Origin of the sequence: Flavobacterium sp. 123 (assembly GCF_003634825.1) — a bacterium.
In the GTDB taxonomy this organism is placed as follows: domain Bacteria; phylum Bacteroidota; class Bacteroidia; order Flavobacteriales; family Flavobacteriaceae; genus Flavobacterium.
In genome coordinates this window covers 1426554-1445198 of sequence record NZ_RBXD01000001.1, presented here as the reverse complement: position 1 = coordinate 1445198, position 18645 = coordinate 1426554, and the positions used below count along the sequence as shown (strand labels likewise).

Genomic DNA, 18645 nt, shown 5'->3' with positions numbered 1-18645 from the left:
AACTAAAATATTATGTTTGCATTTAATTTTAATAATACCACCATGCACATTTTCTACGGAAAAGCTCCTTTGATCACCTTTTTGAAATCTATTAAAATTGGAGATTCTACCATTGGGTTTGTTCCGACTATGGGCGCTCTTCATCAAGGACATCTCGCTTTGATGAAAAAATCATTGCAAGAAAATGACTATACAGTAGTAAGTATTTTTGTAAATCCTACTCAATTTAACAATCCTGAAGACCTTGCAAAATATCCTCGAACGATAGAAGAAGACATCAAGAAAATGACTGCTTTAAATCCAGAAATCATCTTGTATGCCCCAACAGTTGAAGACATTTATGAAGGCCAAACTGTTTCTCAATCTTTTGACTTTGACGGATTAGAAAACCAAATGGAAGGCAAATTCAGACCTGGACATTTTAACGGAGTTGGCACCATTGTCAAACGTCTTTTTGAAATTATTGAACCAACAAACGCTTATTTTGGCGAAAAAGATTTTCAGCAATTACAAATTGTCAAGAAAATGGTTTCGAAAAACAACCTAAACGTAACTATTATTGGTTGTCCCATTTTTAGAGAAGCAAATAATCTTGCTATGAGTTCCCGAAACGAGCGCTTATCAATTCAAGAACGTTCAGAAGCAGCTATAATTTACCAAACGTTAACGGCGGCAAAAGAAAAATTCAAAACAAATAGTGCGCAATGGGTAACGGAATGGGTTCGAAAATCATTTGAAAAAAACCCTTCTTTCTCTTTAGAATATTTTGTAATCGCTGACGAAGCAACGCTACTGCCTTGTTTTAAGAAAAATAAAAACAAGAAATACCGTGCTTTTATAGCTGTATTTATCAATAACATCCGTTTGATTGATACCATTTCACTAAATTAATTTACTTTTGTAGCATGCAAATCCAAGTCGTAAAATCAAAAATTCACAGAGTAAAAGTAACAGGAGCCGATCTTAATTACATCGGAAGTATTACTATTGACGAAACATTACTAGACGCTTCCAATATTATTGAAGGCGAAAAAGTATCCATTGTAAACATCAATAATGGAGAACGTTTTGAAACCTATGCCATCAAAGGCGAAAAAAATTCTGGAACTATAACCCTAAATGGTCCTGCCGCTCGAAAAGTCCAAAAAGACGATATTATCATCATTATTTCTTATGCTACTTTAGATTTTGAAGAAGCAAAAACATTTAAACCTTGGATTATTTTTCCAAACGAGAATGATAATTCTTTGACTTAAAAAAAATGCAAGAGGCTAAGTTATTCAGCCTCTTGCTTTTAATACTCTTTAATTCCATCAATCCTCAATAAATAATTTTCTTTTCCTTTTTTTAACCCATAAGAAAAAGCGACAATTTTAGCTTCATTGTTTAACAATACTGGTATAATTAAGCTATCATTAAATTCTACAAAATAGATTTGAGATTTATTTGGACTTTCAATTTCTTTACCAGTACCATTTAACAACCCTTCACAATAAGTATAAACATAAATTTTTTTAGGATTTTTATTATATTCTTTTCTAAAATTAGAAATAAGAATTACAGAAATTGCTTTTCCTATTTTATCACATTCTATATGTTTTGAAACAACGTTATTAATAGGAATTGAAACGTTAACCATTTCATAAGCAAAATCAAAAATTAATTTTTTATTTCTTTGAACCGATTTGTAATAACATCCTAAACAGATTGTTACAAATAGAACAATGACTAATATTGTTTTTTTCATTTGTTTTGATTTTAATTACAAATTCGTTTGTTGGCCGCATCGTTTAAATTGATAAAATAATTAAAACTAAATTATTAGTATTTTGCTTTAATTTCCTTCTCAACAAAAAGTCTGTATTTTTCAAGATTTGAAACTTTATCTTCTTTTAACTCAAATTTGTACTCGTAATTAGGGAATTTATTTGGATTCCCATTTATAAATTGAGAATTATAAATCGCTCTTATCTTTACAACTTTCATTTTTTTTATAAAGTCTAGTTCTTTTGACAAAGTCAACTCTAAGCCTTTCATTTTGTTTGTGTAGTAAACTATCATTGTGTCTGGATAAGTAACATCAATTTTTGTCTTGCACTTATATTTTTCAATTAAACTGAAAGAATATTTGCTTTTTTTAGAAGATAATAACTTCATTTTTGATGAAGTAAAAAGTGATTGACCACAAAAAGCTCTGTTACTTAATATTGAATCTGTACTAACTTCTTTACTTATTTTTGCATTTAAAAAATCATAATAAAACCCATGTTTTTCATTTTTTTTGAATAAAAAATACCTGTATCTCACCTCTTCTTTTACAGTTGCAGTATCGTTTTCAAAATTTTGCAAATCTTTAAACTCATACAATAAATAATTTTTATAACGAATCAAAGCAATACTATCGCTTATTAAAAAATAAGTGGCATTTGATTTAAAAACAGGAAAACTATAGTACAGAAAAGTTTTAGTAATTTCTTTTTGCTTAGAATTTTCAATAAAGGAGAATGAAATTATTAGCACTATAATTAACCCAAAACCAATTGAAAGTACTTTCGTATTTAAAACACTACGCTTTTTAATCATTGACATTAAATATTTTTGAAAGCTATAATAATATTCATAATAGAATTTTTTTTAACAGTCGTAAGTTGTTTTGAACAAAATTAGTTTTACAATATCAAATGTAAGAAAAACACCTGTTTTTAAAATTATAAGAAGTAACTTATATTTCACAACTAACATATTCTCACTAACTATAAAAACGACAATCCTTTTTTTTGAACCTACTTTAACTTAAATTTGGATTTCAATTAAGTTAAAAATAATGTCAAAAATAAAAACTTCTTTCTTCTGCCAGAATTGCGGGGCACAATATGCCAAATGGCAAGGACAATGTAATTCGTGTAAAGAATGGAACACCATTGCCGAAGAAATTATTCAAAAACAAGAAAAACCTTCTTGGAAAAGTGAATCAACAATAGTTTCTAAGGCCCCAAAACCTTTGAAAATAAATGAAATTGATTCTACTCAGGAAATCAGGCTTGACACTACTGATGCCGAACTCAATCGCGTACTTGGTGGCGGAATAGTTCCAGGATCGCTTATCCTACTAGGCGGAGAACCTGGCATAGGAAAAAGCACTCTCTTGCTCCAAATTTCATTAAAGCTTCCGTATAAAACCTTATACGTTTCGGGTGAAGAAAGTCAAAAGCAGATAAAAATGCGTGCCGAAAGAATCACGCCTAGTGGAGACAATTGTTATATTCTTACCGAAACCAAAACTCAAAATATTTTCAAACAAATTGAAGCTATTGAACCCGAAATAGTCATTATTGACTCTATCCAAACGCTTCATACCGATTACATTGAATCGACTCCTGGAAGCATTTCTCAAATACGAGAAACGACCGCTGAACTGATAAAATTTGCTAAAGAAACCAATATTCCAGTAATTCTTATTGGTCACATTACTAAAGATGGAACCATTGCTGGACCAAAAATTTTGGAACACATGGTGGATACGGTTTTACAATTTGAAGGCGACAGAAATCATGTTTATCGTATTTTGCGTTCGCTAAAAAACCGCTTTGGCTCTACAGCCGAAATTGGAATTTACGAAATGCTGGGTAATGGATTGCGCGAAGTTTCAAACCCTTCCGAAATACTGATTTCACACAAAGACGAAGAATTATCAGGAACAGCTATTGCTTCCACACTGGAAGGAATGCGTCCTTTAATGCTTGAAATCCAATCGCTCGTAAGTACTGCCGTTTACGGAACACCGCAACGAAGCACAACGGGTTACAATGCTAAAAGACTGAATATGATTCTGGCAGTTTTAGAAAAACGTGCTGGTTTTAGGCTTGGCGCCAAAGATGTTTTCCTTAACATAACTGGAGGAATTTCCGTAGATGATCCTGCGATTGATTTAGCCGTTGTTGCTGCAATTTTATCCTCGAATGAAGATATTCCTGTAAATAAAGATTTTTGTTTTGCTGGCGAAGTTGGGCTTTCTGGCGAAATTCGTCCCGTAAATCGAGTAGATCAACGCATTCAAGAAGCCGAAAAACTAGGCTTCTCGACTATTTTTGTTTCGAAATACAATAAAATATCTTTAAAAAATACAGGAATCAAAATCAGATTAGTAGCAAAAATTGAAGATGTTGCAAGAGAATTGTTTGAATAACCATTAACTAATAACCAATATATTATGAATCTAAAAAGATTAAGTCTTCAAATTCTACTACTGATAATTCCTTTCTTTTCGAAAGCGCAACATGCCGAAAATCAAAATGCATTTCCCGTTCAAATAACCATTTCAAGTGGAATTGTCGAAGGTGAATTCGACATAAAAACAAACATTCAAAGTTTTAAAGGCATTCCTTTTGCACAACCTCCTGTGGGTGATTTACGATGGAAAGCTCCACAACCCGTTACGAATTGGAATGGCGTAAAACAAACCAAAAAATTTGGACCAAGAGCAATTCAATCTAATGTTTTTGGTGATATGGGGTTCAGAAGTGACGGCATGAGTGAAGATTGTTTGTATTTAAACGTTTGGTCTCCAGCTAAATCTGCTGATGAAAAACTTCCTGTTTTAATTTATTTCTATGGTGGAGGTTTTGCAGCTGGTGATGGTTCAGAAAGCCGTTATGATGGCGAAAATATGGCAAAAAAAGGCATTGTAACCTTAACCGTCAACTACCGTCTTGGGATTTGGGGATTTTTCTCTCATCCAGAATTAACAAAAGAATCCCCTAATCATGCCTCTGGTAATTATGGTCTATTAGATCAAAACGCTGCTTTGAAATGGGTACAAGCTAATATTTCAAAATTTGGCGGCGACCCAAAACGCGTAACTATAGCAGGTGAATCTGCAGGTTCAATAGCTGTAAGTGCCCAAATGGCTTCTCCATTATCAAAAGGACTTATTACAGGAGCTATTGGCGAAAGCGGAGGTTCCATTTTTCCTACTTTAGCACCAGTTCCTTTGGCTCAAGCCGAAAAAACAGGTCTTGAATTTGCTCAAAAAATTGGAGCTCCATCTTTAAAAGACCTTCGTTCCATGTCAACTTTAGAATTGTATCAAAAATCTCTAGGAACAAGTTTAGGAGTTTTCAAAACTACAATTGACGGCTATTTTTTAACAAAAACATTACCTGAAACTTTTGAAGCGAAACAGCAAGCAATGGTGCCTTTATTATTAGGATGGAATTCCGAAGAAATGACTTACCGTGCTTTGACCGCCGGAAAAGACATAACTAACGAGATCTATATTCAAAAAGTAAAGGAATTATATGGCAATAAAGCAGACGAAGTGCTTAAATTATATCCGGTAGGAACCCCTGAAGTAACAGAGCAATCTGCAACTGATTTAGCAGGAGACCGATTTATTGCTTATAGCACTTGGAAGTGGTTTGATTTGCATCGAAAAAACAGCACTCAGCCTGTATATCGGTACTATTACGCACATCCTAGACCAGAAATGCGAGACAAAAGTTTAGAAGCAGGACTTGCAGGAGGCGTTATCAAAAAAAATTCAAATACCCCGAAAACTCCAATTCCAAAAGGAGCTGTTCACTCTGCCGAAATAGAATATGCTATGGGTAATTTAGAAGGAAATAAAGACTATGCTTGGACAGAAGCTGATTATAGCGTTTCGGAAACAATGATGAACTACTTTGCTAACTTCATTAAAACAGGAAATCCTAATGGCGAAAAACTTCCTGTTTGGCAAATGGCAAAAGAGGAAGAAAAACCCGAAGTCATGATTATTGATTTAGTATCAAAATCAAAAAAAGCAGAAAATGATGCTCGTTACTTATTTTTAGAAAAAGAATATTCGAAAAAATAATTTTTAAGAACAGTTAAAAAAAAGAGGATGCCGCTAATGTGACATCCTCTTTTTTATTTCTTTAAAACTGAAAACCAAATAATTACATTTCATTAAATTTAGAATTCTTCAAAGAAAAAACAGGAATTCAGAAACAAGATTGATTATTTTGTTGTAAATTTATGTGTTATCTTTTTAGCTAAAGTTTAAAAAAATGAAACCTTCACACCAAACAATGATTCGTTTCTACGAACATTTAGGAAGAGTATTTTATTGCATTGCAGCCGTAGATAAAATTGTTCAAAAAGTAGAAATTGAGCAACTTAAAGAAATTGTCAAAAACGAATGGCTACTATTAGAAAATACTTTTAATGAATTTGGAGACGATACAGCCTACCAAATCGAAATTGTTTTTGATTGGCTCGAAGCAAATAAATGGAATTCTGAACTTGTATTTTCTGATTTTAAAAGCTTCAGAAATGAACACAAAAGCTTATTTACAAAAGAAGTAAATGACTTAATACTAAAAACAGCAAACGCAATTGCAACCTCTTTTTCAGGAAAAAATAAATCAGAACACGTTTTAGTAAGTCAACTGGGAATGCTCCTACTAGACTACAATTAAATAAGTTACAATCCTCCCCATATCATAAAATGTTTGAAAATATTTCACTTTAACTTTTAAAAAATAAAGACATGAAAAAACAAACTGGCATTTGGATAGACACCTCAAAAGCAATAATTGTTTCCCTTGACGGTGGTAAAGAAAAAATTTCCGAAATAGATTCTGAAGTAGAAAACAGCGTATATCACAATAAGGAAGGAAATAAAGGAACTTTTTCTGGTAGTCATCATAGTAACAGCGAAAGTAAATTTGATGCAAGAGAAAAAGAGGAACTTGATTTTTTTATAAAAAAAGTTCTTGACTATGTAAAAAAATCTGATGAATTGTATTTTTTTGGACCTGGAGAAACCAAAACAAGATTAGAGCGAATAATTCAAGACGGTAATTTAATTGCTCCTGGAAAATTAAAAGCAGTTGAAACTTCGGATAAGATGACAATAAATCAAATTGCTTCGAAAGTAAAAAGTTTTTACAATCAATAACTTTTTATTCAATCCATTACAGCACAAAATAAAAAAGACCTATTCAAAACTGAAATAGGTCTTTTTTATAGGTTATAATTTGATTGAATTAATGTTTGTGAAACGCCTTTTTATTGAAGAAAATTAATATCCCAACTCCTGTCGAAATAGACATGTCCGCTACGTTAAAAATAGCATTAAAAAAGGTAAAAGGTCTTCCTCCTATAAAAGGAACCCAATCAGGCATAGGATAGTCTTTAACAAAAGGGAAATAAAACAAATCGACCACCTGACCATGAAACCATGTTCCATAAGGCTTTTCAGCAAATAATGTGGCTAATTGTTGGTGGCTATCATCGAAGATAACTCCGTAGAAAACAGAGTCAATTATATTACCAAAAGCTCCTGCAAAAATTAATGCAATAGATACAATTAAGTAGTTCGAACTGTGTTTTCTTTCAACAGAATCCCACAACCAATATCCAATACCAGAAACTGCCGCTAATCTAAAAAGAGTAAGAAATAATTTTCCATAAACTCCAGGGATTTTTGTCCCCCAAGCCATTCCTTCATTTTCAATAAAAAGAATCTTAAACCATTTGAAGACCTCAACTTCTTCACCTAAAATAAAATTTGTTTTTATATAGATTTTGGATGCTTGATCAACAATTAATATAATAAAAATAAGGAGATACGCTTTTCGTAATGACATTTTATAAAATTTAATGGGCAAAAATAGCAATTAAATCAAAAAAAACGCTCCCAACGGAGCGTTAATTATTAGATAACAAAGTTGATTATCGTTGTAAATTTTTAGCTTCAATACTCATTGTAGCATGAGGAACGATTTTTAATCTTTCTTTGCCGATTAATTTACCTGTTACTTTGCAAATTCCGTAGGTTTTATTCTCAACACGGAAAAGTGCATTCTTCAAATCACGAATGAATTTCTCTTGACGGATTGCTAATTGTGAATTAGCTTCTTTCGACATCGTTTCGCTTCCTTCTTCAAAAGCTTTAAAAGTAGGTGAAGTGTCGTCCGTCCCATTATTCAAATCATTCATATAAGCACTTTTGATTAAATCTAAATCTGCTTGTGCTTTTTGAATTTTTTTAAGGATTATCTCTTTGAACTCTGCTAAATCTGCATCAGAGTATCTTGTCATTTCATCTACCATAACTAAATTATTTAGTGATTGCTATTCTTGTTTTTATTTCGTCAAATTCTATTTCTAAACTATCTGCTATATTCTCTTCAAAAACTAATATTTCTGTAAGTGTTTCTGATTTAATATAATCTTCATTTGCATTTACAGCTTCTTGCAATATAGCATTATTTTGTAAATACACCTTTATTTTATCTGTAACTTCAAATCCTGAGTCCTTACGGATATTCTGAATTCTATTTACTAACTCTCTTGCAATTCCTTCTTGCTTCAATTCAGGACTGATAGTAATATCAAGAGCTACCGTAATTCCGTTAGAATTTGCCACTAACCATCCTTCAATATCTTGTGATGTTATTTCAACATCTTCTAATGTTAAAGTTACATCATTTCCAGCAATAACAATGACTAAGCTACCTTCCTTATCTAACTTATTAATCTGATCTTTAGATAAAGATTGTATCTCTTTGGAAATCAGACCCATATCTTTTCCGAAACGAGGTCCAAGTGCTTTGAAATTTGGTTTTATCTGTTTCACTAAAACACCTGAAGCATCATCCAAAAGTACTATTTCCTTAACATTTACCTCCGCTTTTATCAAGTCAGAAACCGCTTCGATTTCTGCCCTTTGATTCTCGTCAAGTACTGGAATCATTACCTTTTGCAAGGGTTGACGTACCTTAATCATTTCCTTTTTACGCAGTGATAAAACTAGTGATGAAATAGTTTGCGCTTTCTGCATTTTACTCTCCAAAGATTTATCAACAAAGTTTTCAACGTATTTTGGAAACTCGGCCAAATGTACACTATCAAATTTCTCAGTCTGTGTTGCCTGTGTTAAGTCTCTGTAAAGTTTATCCATAAAAAATGGAGCAATAGGAGCACTCAATTTACTTATGCTTAATAAACACGTATATAATGTTTGATAAGCAGCAATTTTATCTTGTGCATAATCACCCTTCCAGAAACGACGACGACACAAACGAACGTACCAATTACTTAAATTTTCTTGTACAAAATCTGAAATAGCACGAGCTGCTTTTGTAGGCTCATAATCGGCATAGTAGCTATCAACATCTTTTATCAAAGTATTCAATTCTGAAATAATCCATTGGTCGATTTCTGGTCTTTCACTCAAAGGAATTTCTGCCTCATCGTATTTGAAACCATCAATATTAGCATATAAACTAAAGAACGAATACGTATTGTATAAAGTTCCAAAGAATTTTCTGCGGACCTCAGCGATTCCTTCTAAATCAAATTTTAAATTATCCCAAGGATTTGCATTTGAAATCATGTACCAACGCGTAGCATCCGGTCCATATTCTGCCAATGTTTCAAATGGATCTGCCGCATTACCTAAACGTTTGGACATTTTTTGTCCGTTTTTGTCCAAAACTAATCCGTTAGAAACCACATTTTTGTAGGCAATCTTATCAAAAACTAAAGTTCCAATAGCATGTAAAGTATAAAACCAACCACGGGTTTGATCGACTCCTTCGGCAATAAAATCAGCTGGAAAATCTTTGTTTCCGTCAATTTTATCTTTGTTTTCAAAAGGATAATGCCATTGTGCATAAGGCATTGAACCAGAGTCAAACCAAACGTCAATCAAATCAGCCTCGCGTTTCATTGGCTTACCTGAAGCAGAAACTAAAGTAATTTCATCGACAACATTTTTATGTAAATCAATTAAATCATAATTGCTTTCATCCATGTTTCCAATTTCAAACCCTTTAAAAGGATTCGTAGTTTGAAATCCTGCCGCTATAGATTTTTCAATTTCGTTGTATAATTCTTCAACTGAACCTATCAGAATTTCTTCTTGTTTGTCTTCAGTTCTCCAAATTGGTAATGGAATTCCCCAATATCTTGAACGAGATAAATTCCAGTCGTTGGCATTTTTCAACCAATTCCCAAAACGACCTTCACCAGTTGCTTTTGGCTTCCAGTTAATTGATTCGTTCAAATCAAACATTCTATCTCTAACTTCTGTGATTTTTATAAACCAAGAATCTAGCGGATAGTATAAAATAGGCTTGTCTGTTCTCCAACAATGCGGATAACTGTGCACGTATTTCTCTACTTTGAAAGCTTTATTTTCTTCTTTTAATCGAATGGCAAGTTCCACATCTATAGAACGTTCTGGCGCTTCGCCTTCGTTATAATATTCATTTTTGACATATTTACCAGCATATTCACCCATGTGCGAAGTGAATTTTCCTTGTAAATCTACTAACGGAACTGGCGTGCCATTTTCATCTAAAACTAACATTGGCGGTACTTCAGGAGTAGCTTCTTTAGCTACTTTTGCATCATCTGCACCAAAAGTTGGAGCAGTATGTACAATTCCTGTTCCATCTTCTGTAGTAACAAAATCTCCAGAAATTACTCTGAATGCATTCTCTTGATTTTGGTATGGTAAAGCAAACGGTAATAATTGTTCGTAACGAATCCCAACTAAATCCGCTCCTTTGCATTCTGCTAGGATTTGGTATGGAATTTTCTTGTCTCCTGCTTTGAAATTTTCAAAATCTGCAGCTTCTGAGCTTGGGAAAAATCCTTTTGCGAATTGTTTTCCAACTAAGTTTTTCGCCAAAATCACGTTTGACGGAAGGAAAGTGTATTGATTGAACGTTTTAACCAAAACATAATCAATTTTTGGCCCAACGGTCAAAGCTGTATTACTTGGCAAAGTCCAAGGTGTTGTCGTCCAAGCTAAGAAATAAAAGTCCTCACCCCGACCCTCTCCAAAGGAGAGGGAGTTGAGTTCGAATGCTTTTATTATTGTATTTTCAGTCTCGTCTCCCTCTCCTTTGGAGAGGGTCGGGGTAAGGAATTGAGCCACAACGGTTGTATCCGTTACATCACGATAACTTCCTGGTTGGTTTACTTCGTGAGAACTTAAACCTGTTCCTGCTTTTGGAGAATAAGGCTGAATAGTATATCCTTTGTACATCAAATCTTTATTATAGATTTGTTTCAAAAGCCACCAAACCGTTTCCATATATTTAGGTTTATAGGTAACATATGGATCTTCCATATCAACCCAATAGCCCATTTTTTCAGTTAAATCATTCCACACATCCGTGTAACGCATCACTGTTTTTTTACAGGCTTCGTTATACTCTTCAATGGAAATGCTTTTCCCAATATCTTCTTTAGTAATTCCTAATTCTTTTTCGGTACCTAGCTCAACAGGCAATCCGTGAGTATCCCAGCCCGCTTTACGCTTCACTTGGAACCCTTTTTGTGTTTTATATCTACAAAAAATATCTTTAATAGCGCGCGCCATTACGTGGTGTATTCCTGGCAATCCATTTGCCGAAGGCGGACCTTCAAAAAACACGAAAGGCTGATTGCCTTCGCGAGTGGTTACACTTTTCTCAAATATGTTTTCTTTCTTCCAAAAATCAAGAACTTCTGATGCCGTAGCTGGTAAGTCAAGTCCTTTGTATTCAGTAAATTTTGTACTCATTTTATCCTTTTCTTAATCGAGGTGCGAAAGTAAGGATTTTTGAGTAAATGAGAGAAAAGATGCAAGAAAAAAGAGAAAAACGAGTAATTTTTTTACGCAATTAATACATAAAAATTAACTTTTTGGAATCTTAAGCGAAAACTTCCTTTAAAACGTCTAAAGATTTTGGTTTTTTGAATCCATCCAGATGAAAACTGTAATAATCAATTAATACCTTTAAAAGAATTTGCCTTTCTATCACATGAAAGGTTTTTTGATCGTTTTCAAATTTCAAATCAATCAGTTTCCTGAACAAATTGGTTTCATGTTCGGTGAGTGAACTAATCGCATGAAATGGAGTAAAAATCCCTTCCGTCATTTCGAAGAAAGGCATATCCATATCCGAAATATCGGGGTAAAACCCTAAATATTTTGTAATTTCTAAAAGTAGAATTAAATGAAAATTAGTGATTTCGTCATGATTATCCAGCCAATGCATCGCTGTTTCAATAAACGTAAAAAGTGACTCATTTTTTTCTTCTTCATGAATCGAATGATGCAAAATTTCAGAAATAAACATCACAATTGTACTCTTTACAATATCCGTGTGAATGGAATGAAAAGGTTCGGCTATTTTGATTTCTTTAAAACTCTCCAAAGTGCCTTTGTTTTTGTGAATCGCTTCGATTTCAAGAATACTCAAGGGCTGAAAATACGCGATTTTTTGATTTGATTTTCTCGAAGAAAACGCATCGCGAACAAAGTAAGATTTCAAACCATGCGATTGTGTAAAGCATTTTACAATCAAGCTTTTTTCTTGAAATTTCAACGAAGATATTACGATAGCTTTAGTTTTTACGAGCACAATTTTAATTTAAAGATTGAAAAATTTAAAGATTGAAAAATTCATTCCTCTAAATTATCTGATTATCATTACTTTTTTTACTTTGGTTTCCACTCCGTCTTGTGCCGAAATAAAAATCATATACACCCCAGAAGCAACTTTATATTTGCCAAAAGCTGTAGTGTCCCATTCAATTGTTCCTCCTTCAGAAGTGGTTTCATAAACCAAATTCCCCTCGATATCGGTGATTTTAATATTGGCTTTGTTTAATAAGCCTGCAATTTTTACCGTCCCTTCAAATTCAGGCCGAACCGGATTGGGATAAACATAAACATTACTCAAGTCTTCACTGGCAATTGTGGCTGTTCCTTTGAAAGAAATCATCCCTTTGGTGGTAGCAATAAAAACCTCTCCAGTAGCACTATTTATATCAATATCATTTATAATATTACTTGGCAAAGGCGAATTATTTACCGTAAAATGATACTTGGTTTCTTGCCCGTTTGGCGAAACTAAAAACAATCCAGAATCAGCAGTTCCAATCCATTTATTATTCGCTCCATCAACAACAATATCCGTAATAAATTGTTCGTATAATAGTTCCTGCGCCAAATTATCTTCTAGAATAATAATGGGCGCGGTAGTCAATTGATCTTCTGTTTGAAAATCATTCACATCAGATAAAATTCGCAAGCCTTTTGTGGTTCCAATCCAAAGTTGATTTCTATTATCAATTGCTAACGCTCTTGCGTCTGTAAAAGGCAAATTCCCTGAATTAGATCCTGAAGTTATCTTTTTGAAAACGTTTCCATTTTCGTTAAAAGCAATAATTCCATCCGTGTTCGTACACCACCATTTGGTATTATTTTTATCAATAATCATCCTTCCCATACTGGTATTTATACTTTTATCTAAAACACCATCCAAAGAATAACTTTGCCATTGCCCATTTGATTTCAATTCTTTTAGCCCATTTTGAACAAGGCTATTATTCATCCAAAGATTTCCAGATTTGTCAAAAACAGCTCCATTTATACGAACATCTTTGTAATTTGGACCAAGAAATGATATTGATTCTAGTCCGCTATTGTCTTGATTGTACAAAACAGTTGGAACATCATTTTGTATTTTTAACAATCCTGAAAAAAAGGAACTTGCATATATTTCATTTTCATTATTAGGATTGACCGTAATTCGAGAAATTGATCTTGCACCTAAAACTTGTTCATAAGGAATATTCAACCAGCCCGAAGCAGCATATTTGCTTATTCCATAAAATGTAGGCCCTACATTGCCTGAATACGTATACGGATTATAATCACCCGAATACCCTCCAAATACAGCCCAAAGCGCTGATGAAGAGGCTTGAATTGAGAAAACATTATTTCTTAAAGGCCCTATTGGGGTTGTTTTTTCAAAAGGTGTTGTTGACGAAATTGTTGTTGAAAACAAACCATTTTCTTTTGTTCCAATAAAAAGAACATCTCCAATTTGCGTTGCACAAGTAAAAAAAAGAGTGCTCTCCGTTACTCCGCTGCTATTTATTTTACGCACTAGTGCCATTTGACTATTGTAAACAAAAACAGCATTTGAAGTAGTTACAATCAAATTATTTTCTTTTACTCTCATATCCAAAACTTCTTGAGAAAGTCCCATCAATCCAACAAAAGAATTTGAATTGGCATTGTACTTAAATATAAATCCAGAAGTATTAACCGCAAGAAGTTGTTCTGAAAAAACCTCAATATTTGACCAACTTCCAATAGCGATTGTTTCCCATTGATTAAAATCAATTAAATTTTGATTGGTTATTCGACCTCTTCTAATTCCGTTAGTTGTTGCTGCATAAATAAATCCATCAAAAATAGCCGTTTGATTTATTCGTATTTCAGCGCCATTATCTCCAATAAAATACGTGTCTCCAAATTGCATAGTATTCAGATTGAACTGCACTATTCCAAAATCACAAGAAACATAAATTATCCCTTCGAATTCCATGAAATAATTTATCTTTTTTAGATTTGGCGGAAGCTCTTTATTGATGATATCAACTACTTTAAGCATGCTTCCATCCGCTTCGTTGATTACTATAAGTAAGCCATTTTCATATCCAACTATGGTTTTATTAACGGAGGAACTGTAATACAAAGAAGAAATAGTCTGACCCGAAAGTCCATCAATAGTATTCGTCGTTTTAATTAAATTTGTAGTTGTGTTTTTAGAAAAAAGAGCGTTTTCAGAGGCAGCAAAAACGGTAGTTGGTGATTCTGTCAAATCTTTAATTTCATTATAAGAGAAATATCCTTTCCACAACAAATTACTTTGGGCAAAACCCATTTGGATAAAAAGTAACAGTAGAAAACAGAAAAGACTCTTTTTCATTATTTGTAGAAATATTGGTTTACAAATATAACGCAAACGAAAGTATTAGAATTTTGTTACACAAAAAAAATGCCTTCTAACTGAAACTTCAGCGAAGGCATTTTCGAATTTATTTTAAAAAAAACTATACCACTCCTTGAGCAAGCATAGCGTCAGCCACTTTTACAAATCCTGCAATATTAGCTCCTTTTACGTAGTTCACATATCCATCGTCATCAGCACCATATTTTTTACACTGATTGTGTATTCCTACCATAATGTCTTTTAATCTTGAATCTACTTCTTCACTTGTCCAATTTAAACGAATAGAATTTTGTGTCATTTCTAATCCTGATGCTGCAACACCTCCAGCGTTTGCTGCTTTTCCAGGAGCAAAAAGAACTTTTGCTTTTAAGAACAATTTAATTGCTTCTAATGTACATGGCATATTAGCTGCTTCAGTCACACAAATAACACCATTATCAATAAGGTGTTTCGCGTCTTCCTCATTAAGTTCGTTTTGAGTTGCACAAGGAATTGCAATATCTACTTTTACTTCCCATACGCTTCTTCCTTTGTGGAAAACAGCTTTAGGATATTTCTCTAAATAAGCTTCGGCTCTATTGTCCCCTCTAGCTCTCATTTCTAGCATGAATTCGATTTTATCACCAGAAATTCCTTCTTCATCGTAAATATATCCATCTGGTCCAGAAATAGTTACTATTTTTCCACCTAAATCATTTACTTTTAAAGCAACTCCCCAGGCAACATTACCAAATCCAGAAATAGAAACTGTTTTTCCTTTAATATCTTGACCAATAGTTTGTAGCATTTGCTCTGTAAAATAAACAACGCCATAACCTGTAGCTTCTGGTCTAATCAATGAACCTCCATAAGCCAACCCTTTTCCAGTTAAAACTCCTGTAAATTCATTTCTGATTCTTTTGTATTGACCAAATAAATATCCTATTTCTCTAGCACCAACACCAATATCTCCAGCAGGAACGTCTAATTGAGGTCCAATATGTCTGCATAATTCCGTCATGAAAGATTGACAGAATCGCATTACTTCAGAATCCGATTTTCCTTCAGGATCAAAATCTGAACCTCCTTTACCTCCACCCATTGGCAAAGTTGTTAAACTATTTTTGAATACTTGTTCAAAAGCTAAAAACTTCAAAACGGATAAATTAACCGTGTGATGAAAACGGATTCCTCCTTTATATGGACCAATTGCCGAATTCATTTGAATTCTAAATCCTCTATTAACTCTAATTTCTCCATTATCATCTACCCATGGAACACGAAATATAATCGAACGTTCCGGTTCAGCTATTCTTAGAAGTAAATTTTTTCCATCATACTTTTTCTTCGTTGCAATAAACGGAATCACAGTCTCTGCAAATTCCCTAACTGCTTGAATAAATTCAGGTTCATTTGGATTTTTGGCTTCAACTTGAGCCATAAAATCATTTATTTTTAGTAACATAGACAGTAATAAATTAATTAAGAAAACGTTTTCTTTAACAAATACAAAGATACATGTTATAAAAATATTGAGGTGTTTTTTTTCATTTTATCGGAAGATTTATCTTATTATTAATCTATTTTAGATAACATTGCATTTATTATATTTTTTTTTACGAAATCGTTATAGTTTTATTAAACAAAGGGGTATTTAGCTACTTATATTTTATTTATACCTTTCGTTCTATAAATGATTGTTCTTTTTATATATTTGTCAATCTTAGAAAATTTAACCTCCAAATGCTCAAACATATACCCCTTATTTTTTTTATTTTAATTGGTTTACCAAATAAAATAAATGCACAATTTGGTTTATCTCATGAAGTAGGAGTTATAGTTGGGCCAGTTGCTTTTCAATCTGATTACGGACAGCGCAGTGATTTAATAACAAATGCGGGTAATACAGGAGAAGGAATTGGGCTTATTCATTATTTTAATTTTTCATACAAAGCAGATTGTGACTGCTACAATCCAGGGACTTATTTTAACGATCACTTTAAATTAAGAAGCGAACTTTCATACAATCAAACTGATTTGCAGCATTTTGGAAAATGGGTTAATAAAAACAATGGTTCTTTAGGAGTAGAGCAATTGAGAACTATGAGAGGACATACCTCCTTAACGAATGTTGGAATGCAATTAGAGTTTTTCCCTTTAAGCATTCGTGACTTTACAGCAACTATTGAAAGTTGGGGGCCTTTTATAAGTCTTGGCGGTCAATTTAGCTACTACAATACTAAAGCTTCGTCAACACTTGGACCTTTAGGAACTCCCGAAACCACCTTCCCTAAATATTTAGTTCCTTCTGATGGTCGTCCGCATGGATATTCTACTGAAAGTGGTAGCGTTTGGTCAATTGTTTCAAGTATTGGAACACGTTATAAACTAAGCCCGTTACAAGATGCAATGATTGATTTACGTTTTCAATATTTTTTCTCCAATTGGGTTGATGGACTTAATCCAAATCCTGAAATCTATAAAGAAAACAAAGCAAATGACTGGCTGGTTTGGTTTAATCTTGGCTACATTTATTACTTACAATAATCGTTTTATTGATAAAAGCAAGACACAAGTTAATACCTTTGTACATAATTAACATTTTCATAGCGATGAAACAGATTATTATTTTATCCGGATTAGTCTTTCTACTTATAGGTTGCTCCTCTGAATTGGCTTTCGAAAAACGCTCCTTTACAAAGAAAACTACTTTGCCTTGTACTGAAAACTGTCCTGAAATTAAGGTGAAAATTCCTTTTGCAAAAGATGTTCCCATTGTAGCCGACAGCATTAATAAAAAAGTGTTTATTGTTTTAAAAGAAATCATCTATTTAGACAAAAAACCATTTCGCTCAACGAATTACAATGAATTATTAGCTTCATTTATTCAAAGCTATGAAAACATACAAAAAGAGTTCCCAAATGATACTTTTGGCTGGGAAGGCGAAATCAACGGAGATGTAATTTATCAATCCGATAGTGTTTTGAACATACGAATTGATCATTATACCTTTACGGGTGGCGCACACGGTTATGAAGGTTTGCAATCTTTACTTTTCGATCCCGATACTGGAAAAAATATTTCCAATGACAAGCTTTTCAAAAACAAAAATGCATTTAAGGCTTTCGCCGAGAAAAAATTCAGAGCCAAATATAACATTCCAGAAAAGGGATCAATTAATGCAACTGGATTTCAATTTGAAGAAGATAAATTTGAATTGCCACAAAACATTTTTTACACTGACAAAGGATTGCTTTTGCACTACAATCAATACGAAGCAGCCTCTTATGCTGATGGTCCAAAAGAATTATTTTTCCCGTACACCGTAGTAAATGAATTCTTAGCTATAAAATAAAAAGACCTGTTTCAAACATAAAACAGGTCTTTTTAAAAGGAAAAAACATGAAATTCTCCTAAACAAACTTACGAATACTCATCAAAATTCCTAAATGAAGTCCTTCGTGAAAATTATTGAAAATCATCGCATCTTTGGCGCTTTTTAAAACAAAGCCCGTAGAAGTTGGGTATTCGTCAAAATTTTTGAAGATTTTATTTTCAAAATCTACTTCCGTTTGATCGATAGTTGCAAACAACAAAGACTTAATTTCGTCAACTTCAGCCTGCGTAACAATATGTTCTGGCTTAGTTCCCTTTCTGAATTTTTCAATCATTTCATCCGAAACCTTAGTAGGCAAACCAGATAATTTATATACTAACAATTGTTGTGTCACGACAATATGCGCAATATTCCAAATCAAATTATTGCTAAAACCATCTGGAATAGCATTAAGTTGTTCTAAAGTATAGTTTTCTAAAAAAGGAGCTATCATTTTTCTGCTCGTTCTAGTGATATCGAATGTTTGATTCATCTGT

The 18645-nt window shown here is 33.1% G+C and carries 17 protein-coding genes; 8 read left to right on the top strand and 9 right to left on the bottom strand.

Annotated features, from left to right (window positions below; translation table 11 throughout):
* Window positions 1-12 precede the first annotated feature (12 nt).
* Together panC and panD are read left to right on the top strand one after the other, a co-directional pair.
* The gene (gene panC, locus C8C88_RS06480) at window positions 13-891 is read left to right on the top strand and encodes a pantoate--beta-alanine ligase (RefSeq protein ID WP_121337331.1); all 879 of its coding nucleotides are present in this window, start codon (window positions 13-15) and stop codon (window positions 889-891) included.
* A 14-nt stretch (window positions 892-905) separates the two neighbouring features.
* On the top strand, window positions 906-1256 hold the full coding sequence (gene panD / locus C8C88_RS06475; protein WP_121337330.1) for an aspartate 1-decarboxylase: 351 nt from the start codon (window positions 906-908) through the stop codon (window positions 1254-1256).
* 38 nt (window positions 1257-1294) lie between these two features.
* On the opposite strand, the gene C8C88_RS06470 is transcribed toward panD, so the two are convergent.
* The gene (locus C8C88_RS06470) at window positions 1295-1747 is read right to left on the bottom strand and encodes a hypothetical protein (RefSeq protein WP_121337329.1); all 453 of its coding nucleotides are present in this window, start codon (window positions 1745-1747) and stop codon (window positions 1295-1297) included.
* 74 nt (window positions 1748-1821) lie between these two features.
* Window positions 1822-2583 (bottom strand): hypothetical protein, encoded by a 762-nt coding sequence (locus tag C8C88_RS06465; RefSeq protein ID WP_121337328.1) that lies wholly within the window; start codon window positions 2581-2583, stop codon window positions 1822-1824.
* A 241-nt stretch (window positions 2584-2824) separates the two neighbouring features.
* Between C8C88_RS06465 and radA the strand changes: the two genes are divergently transcribed.
* From radA to C8C88_RS06445, 4 genes are all read left to right on the top strand, one after another.
* Complete coding sequence (gene radA, locus C8C88_RS06460) at window positions 2825-4186, top strand: DNA repair protein RadA (RefSeq protein WP_121337327.1); 1362 nt, start codon at window positions 2825-2827, stop codon at window positions 4184-4186.
* 24 nt (window positions 4187-4210) lie between these two features.
* Window positions 4211-5854, top strand: a complete 1644-nt coding sequence (locus C8C88_RS06455; protein WP_121337326.1) for a carboxylesterase/lipase family protein — start codon at window positions 4211-4213, stop codon at window positions 5852-5854.
* A gap of 193 nt (window positions 5855-6047) precedes the next feature.
* Window positions 6048-6458: a hypothetical protein gene (locus C8C88_RS06450; RefSeq protein WP_121337325.1), complete on the top strand. Its 411-nt coding sequence runs from the start codon at window positions 6048-6050 to the stop codon at window positions 6456-6458.
* Window positions 6459-6529: 71 nt separating this feature from the next.
* Window positions 6530-6940, top strand: a complete 411-nt coding sequence (locus C8C88_RS06445) for a hypothetical protein (protein WP_121337324.1) — start codon at window positions 6530-6532, stop codon at window positions 6938-6940.
* 88 nt (window positions 6941-7028) lie between these two features.
* On the opposite strand, the gene C8C88_RS06440 is transcribed toward C8C88_RS06445, so the two are convergent.
* The 6 genes from C8C88_RS06440 to gdhA form a co-directional block, all read right to left on the bottom strand.
* Window positions 7029-7631 (bottom strand): lipoprotein signal peptidase, encoded by a 603-nt coding sequence (locus C8C88_RS06440; RefSeq protein WP_121337323.1) that lies wholly within the window; start codon window positions 7629-7631, stop codon window positions 7029-7031.
* 85 nt (window positions 7632-7716) lie between these two features.
* The gene (locus tag C8C88_RS06435; protein WP_121337322.1) at window positions 7717-8097 is read right to left on the bottom strand and encodes a TraR/DksA C4-type zinc finger protein; all 381 of its coding nucleotides are present in this window, start codon (window positions 8095-8097) and stop codon (window positions 7717-7719) included.
* A 7-nt stretch (window positions 8098-8104) separates the two neighbouring features.
* Window positions 8105-11563 carry an isoleucine--tRNA ligase gene (gene ileS, locus C8C88_RS06430; protein WP_121337321.1) on the bottom strand — a complete coding sequence of 1153 codons (3459 nt, stop codon included), beginning with the start codon at window positions 11561-11563 and terminating at the stop codon, window positions 8105-8107.
* Window positions 11564-11693: 130 nt separating this feature from the next.
* Window positions 11694-12407, bottom strand: coding sequence for a DNA repair protein RecO (gene recO, locus C8C88_RS06425; RefSeq protein WP_121337320.1), 714 nt, complete (start codon window positions 12405-12407; stop codon window positions 11694-11696).
* A gap of 54 nt (window positions 12408-12461) precedes the next feature.
* On the bottom strand, window positions 12462-14768 hold the full coding sequence (locus C8C88_RS06420; RefSeq protein ID WP_121337319.1) for a T9SS type A sorting domain-containing protein: 2307 nt from the start codon (window positions 14766-14768) through the stop codon (window positions 12462-12464).
* Window positions 14769-14892: 124 nt separating this feature from the next.
* Window positions 14893-16236: an NADP-specific glutamate dehydrogenase gene (gene gdhA, locus C8C88_RS06415; RefSeq protein WP_121337318.1), complete on the bottom strand. Its 1344-nt coding sequence runs from the start codon at window positions 16234-16236 to the stop codon at window positions 14893-14895.
* Window positions 16237-16514: 278 nt separating this feature from the next.
* On the opposite strand from gdhA, the gene C8C88_RS06410 reads away from it, so the two are divergent.
* Both C8C88_RS06410 and C8C88_RS06405 read left to right on the top strand, forming a co-directional pair.
* Window positions 16515-17318, top strand: a complete 804-nt coding sequence (locus C8C88_RS06410; protein ID WP_121337317.1) for a glutamate dehydrogenase — start codon at window positions 16515-16517, stop codon at window positions 17316-17318.
* A gap of 65 nt (window positions 17319-17383) precedes the next feature.
* Complete coding sequence (locus C8C88_RS06405) at window positions 17384-18127, top strand: DUF3298 and DUF4163 domain-containing protein (RefSeq protein ID WP_121337316.1); 744 nt, start codon at window positions 17384-17386, stop codon at window positions 18125-18127.
* Between the two features lie 58 nt (window positions 18128-18185).
* Here the strand turns inward: C8C88_RS06405 and C8C88_RS06400 are convergent, their stop codons facing one another.
* A complete protein-coding gene (locus C8C88_RS06400) occupies window positions 18186-18641 on the bottom strand; it encodes a DinB family protein (RefSeq protein ID WP_121337315.1) in 456 nt (151 codons plus the stop codon).
* Between the last annotated feature and the right edge of the window lie 4 nt (window positions 18642-18645).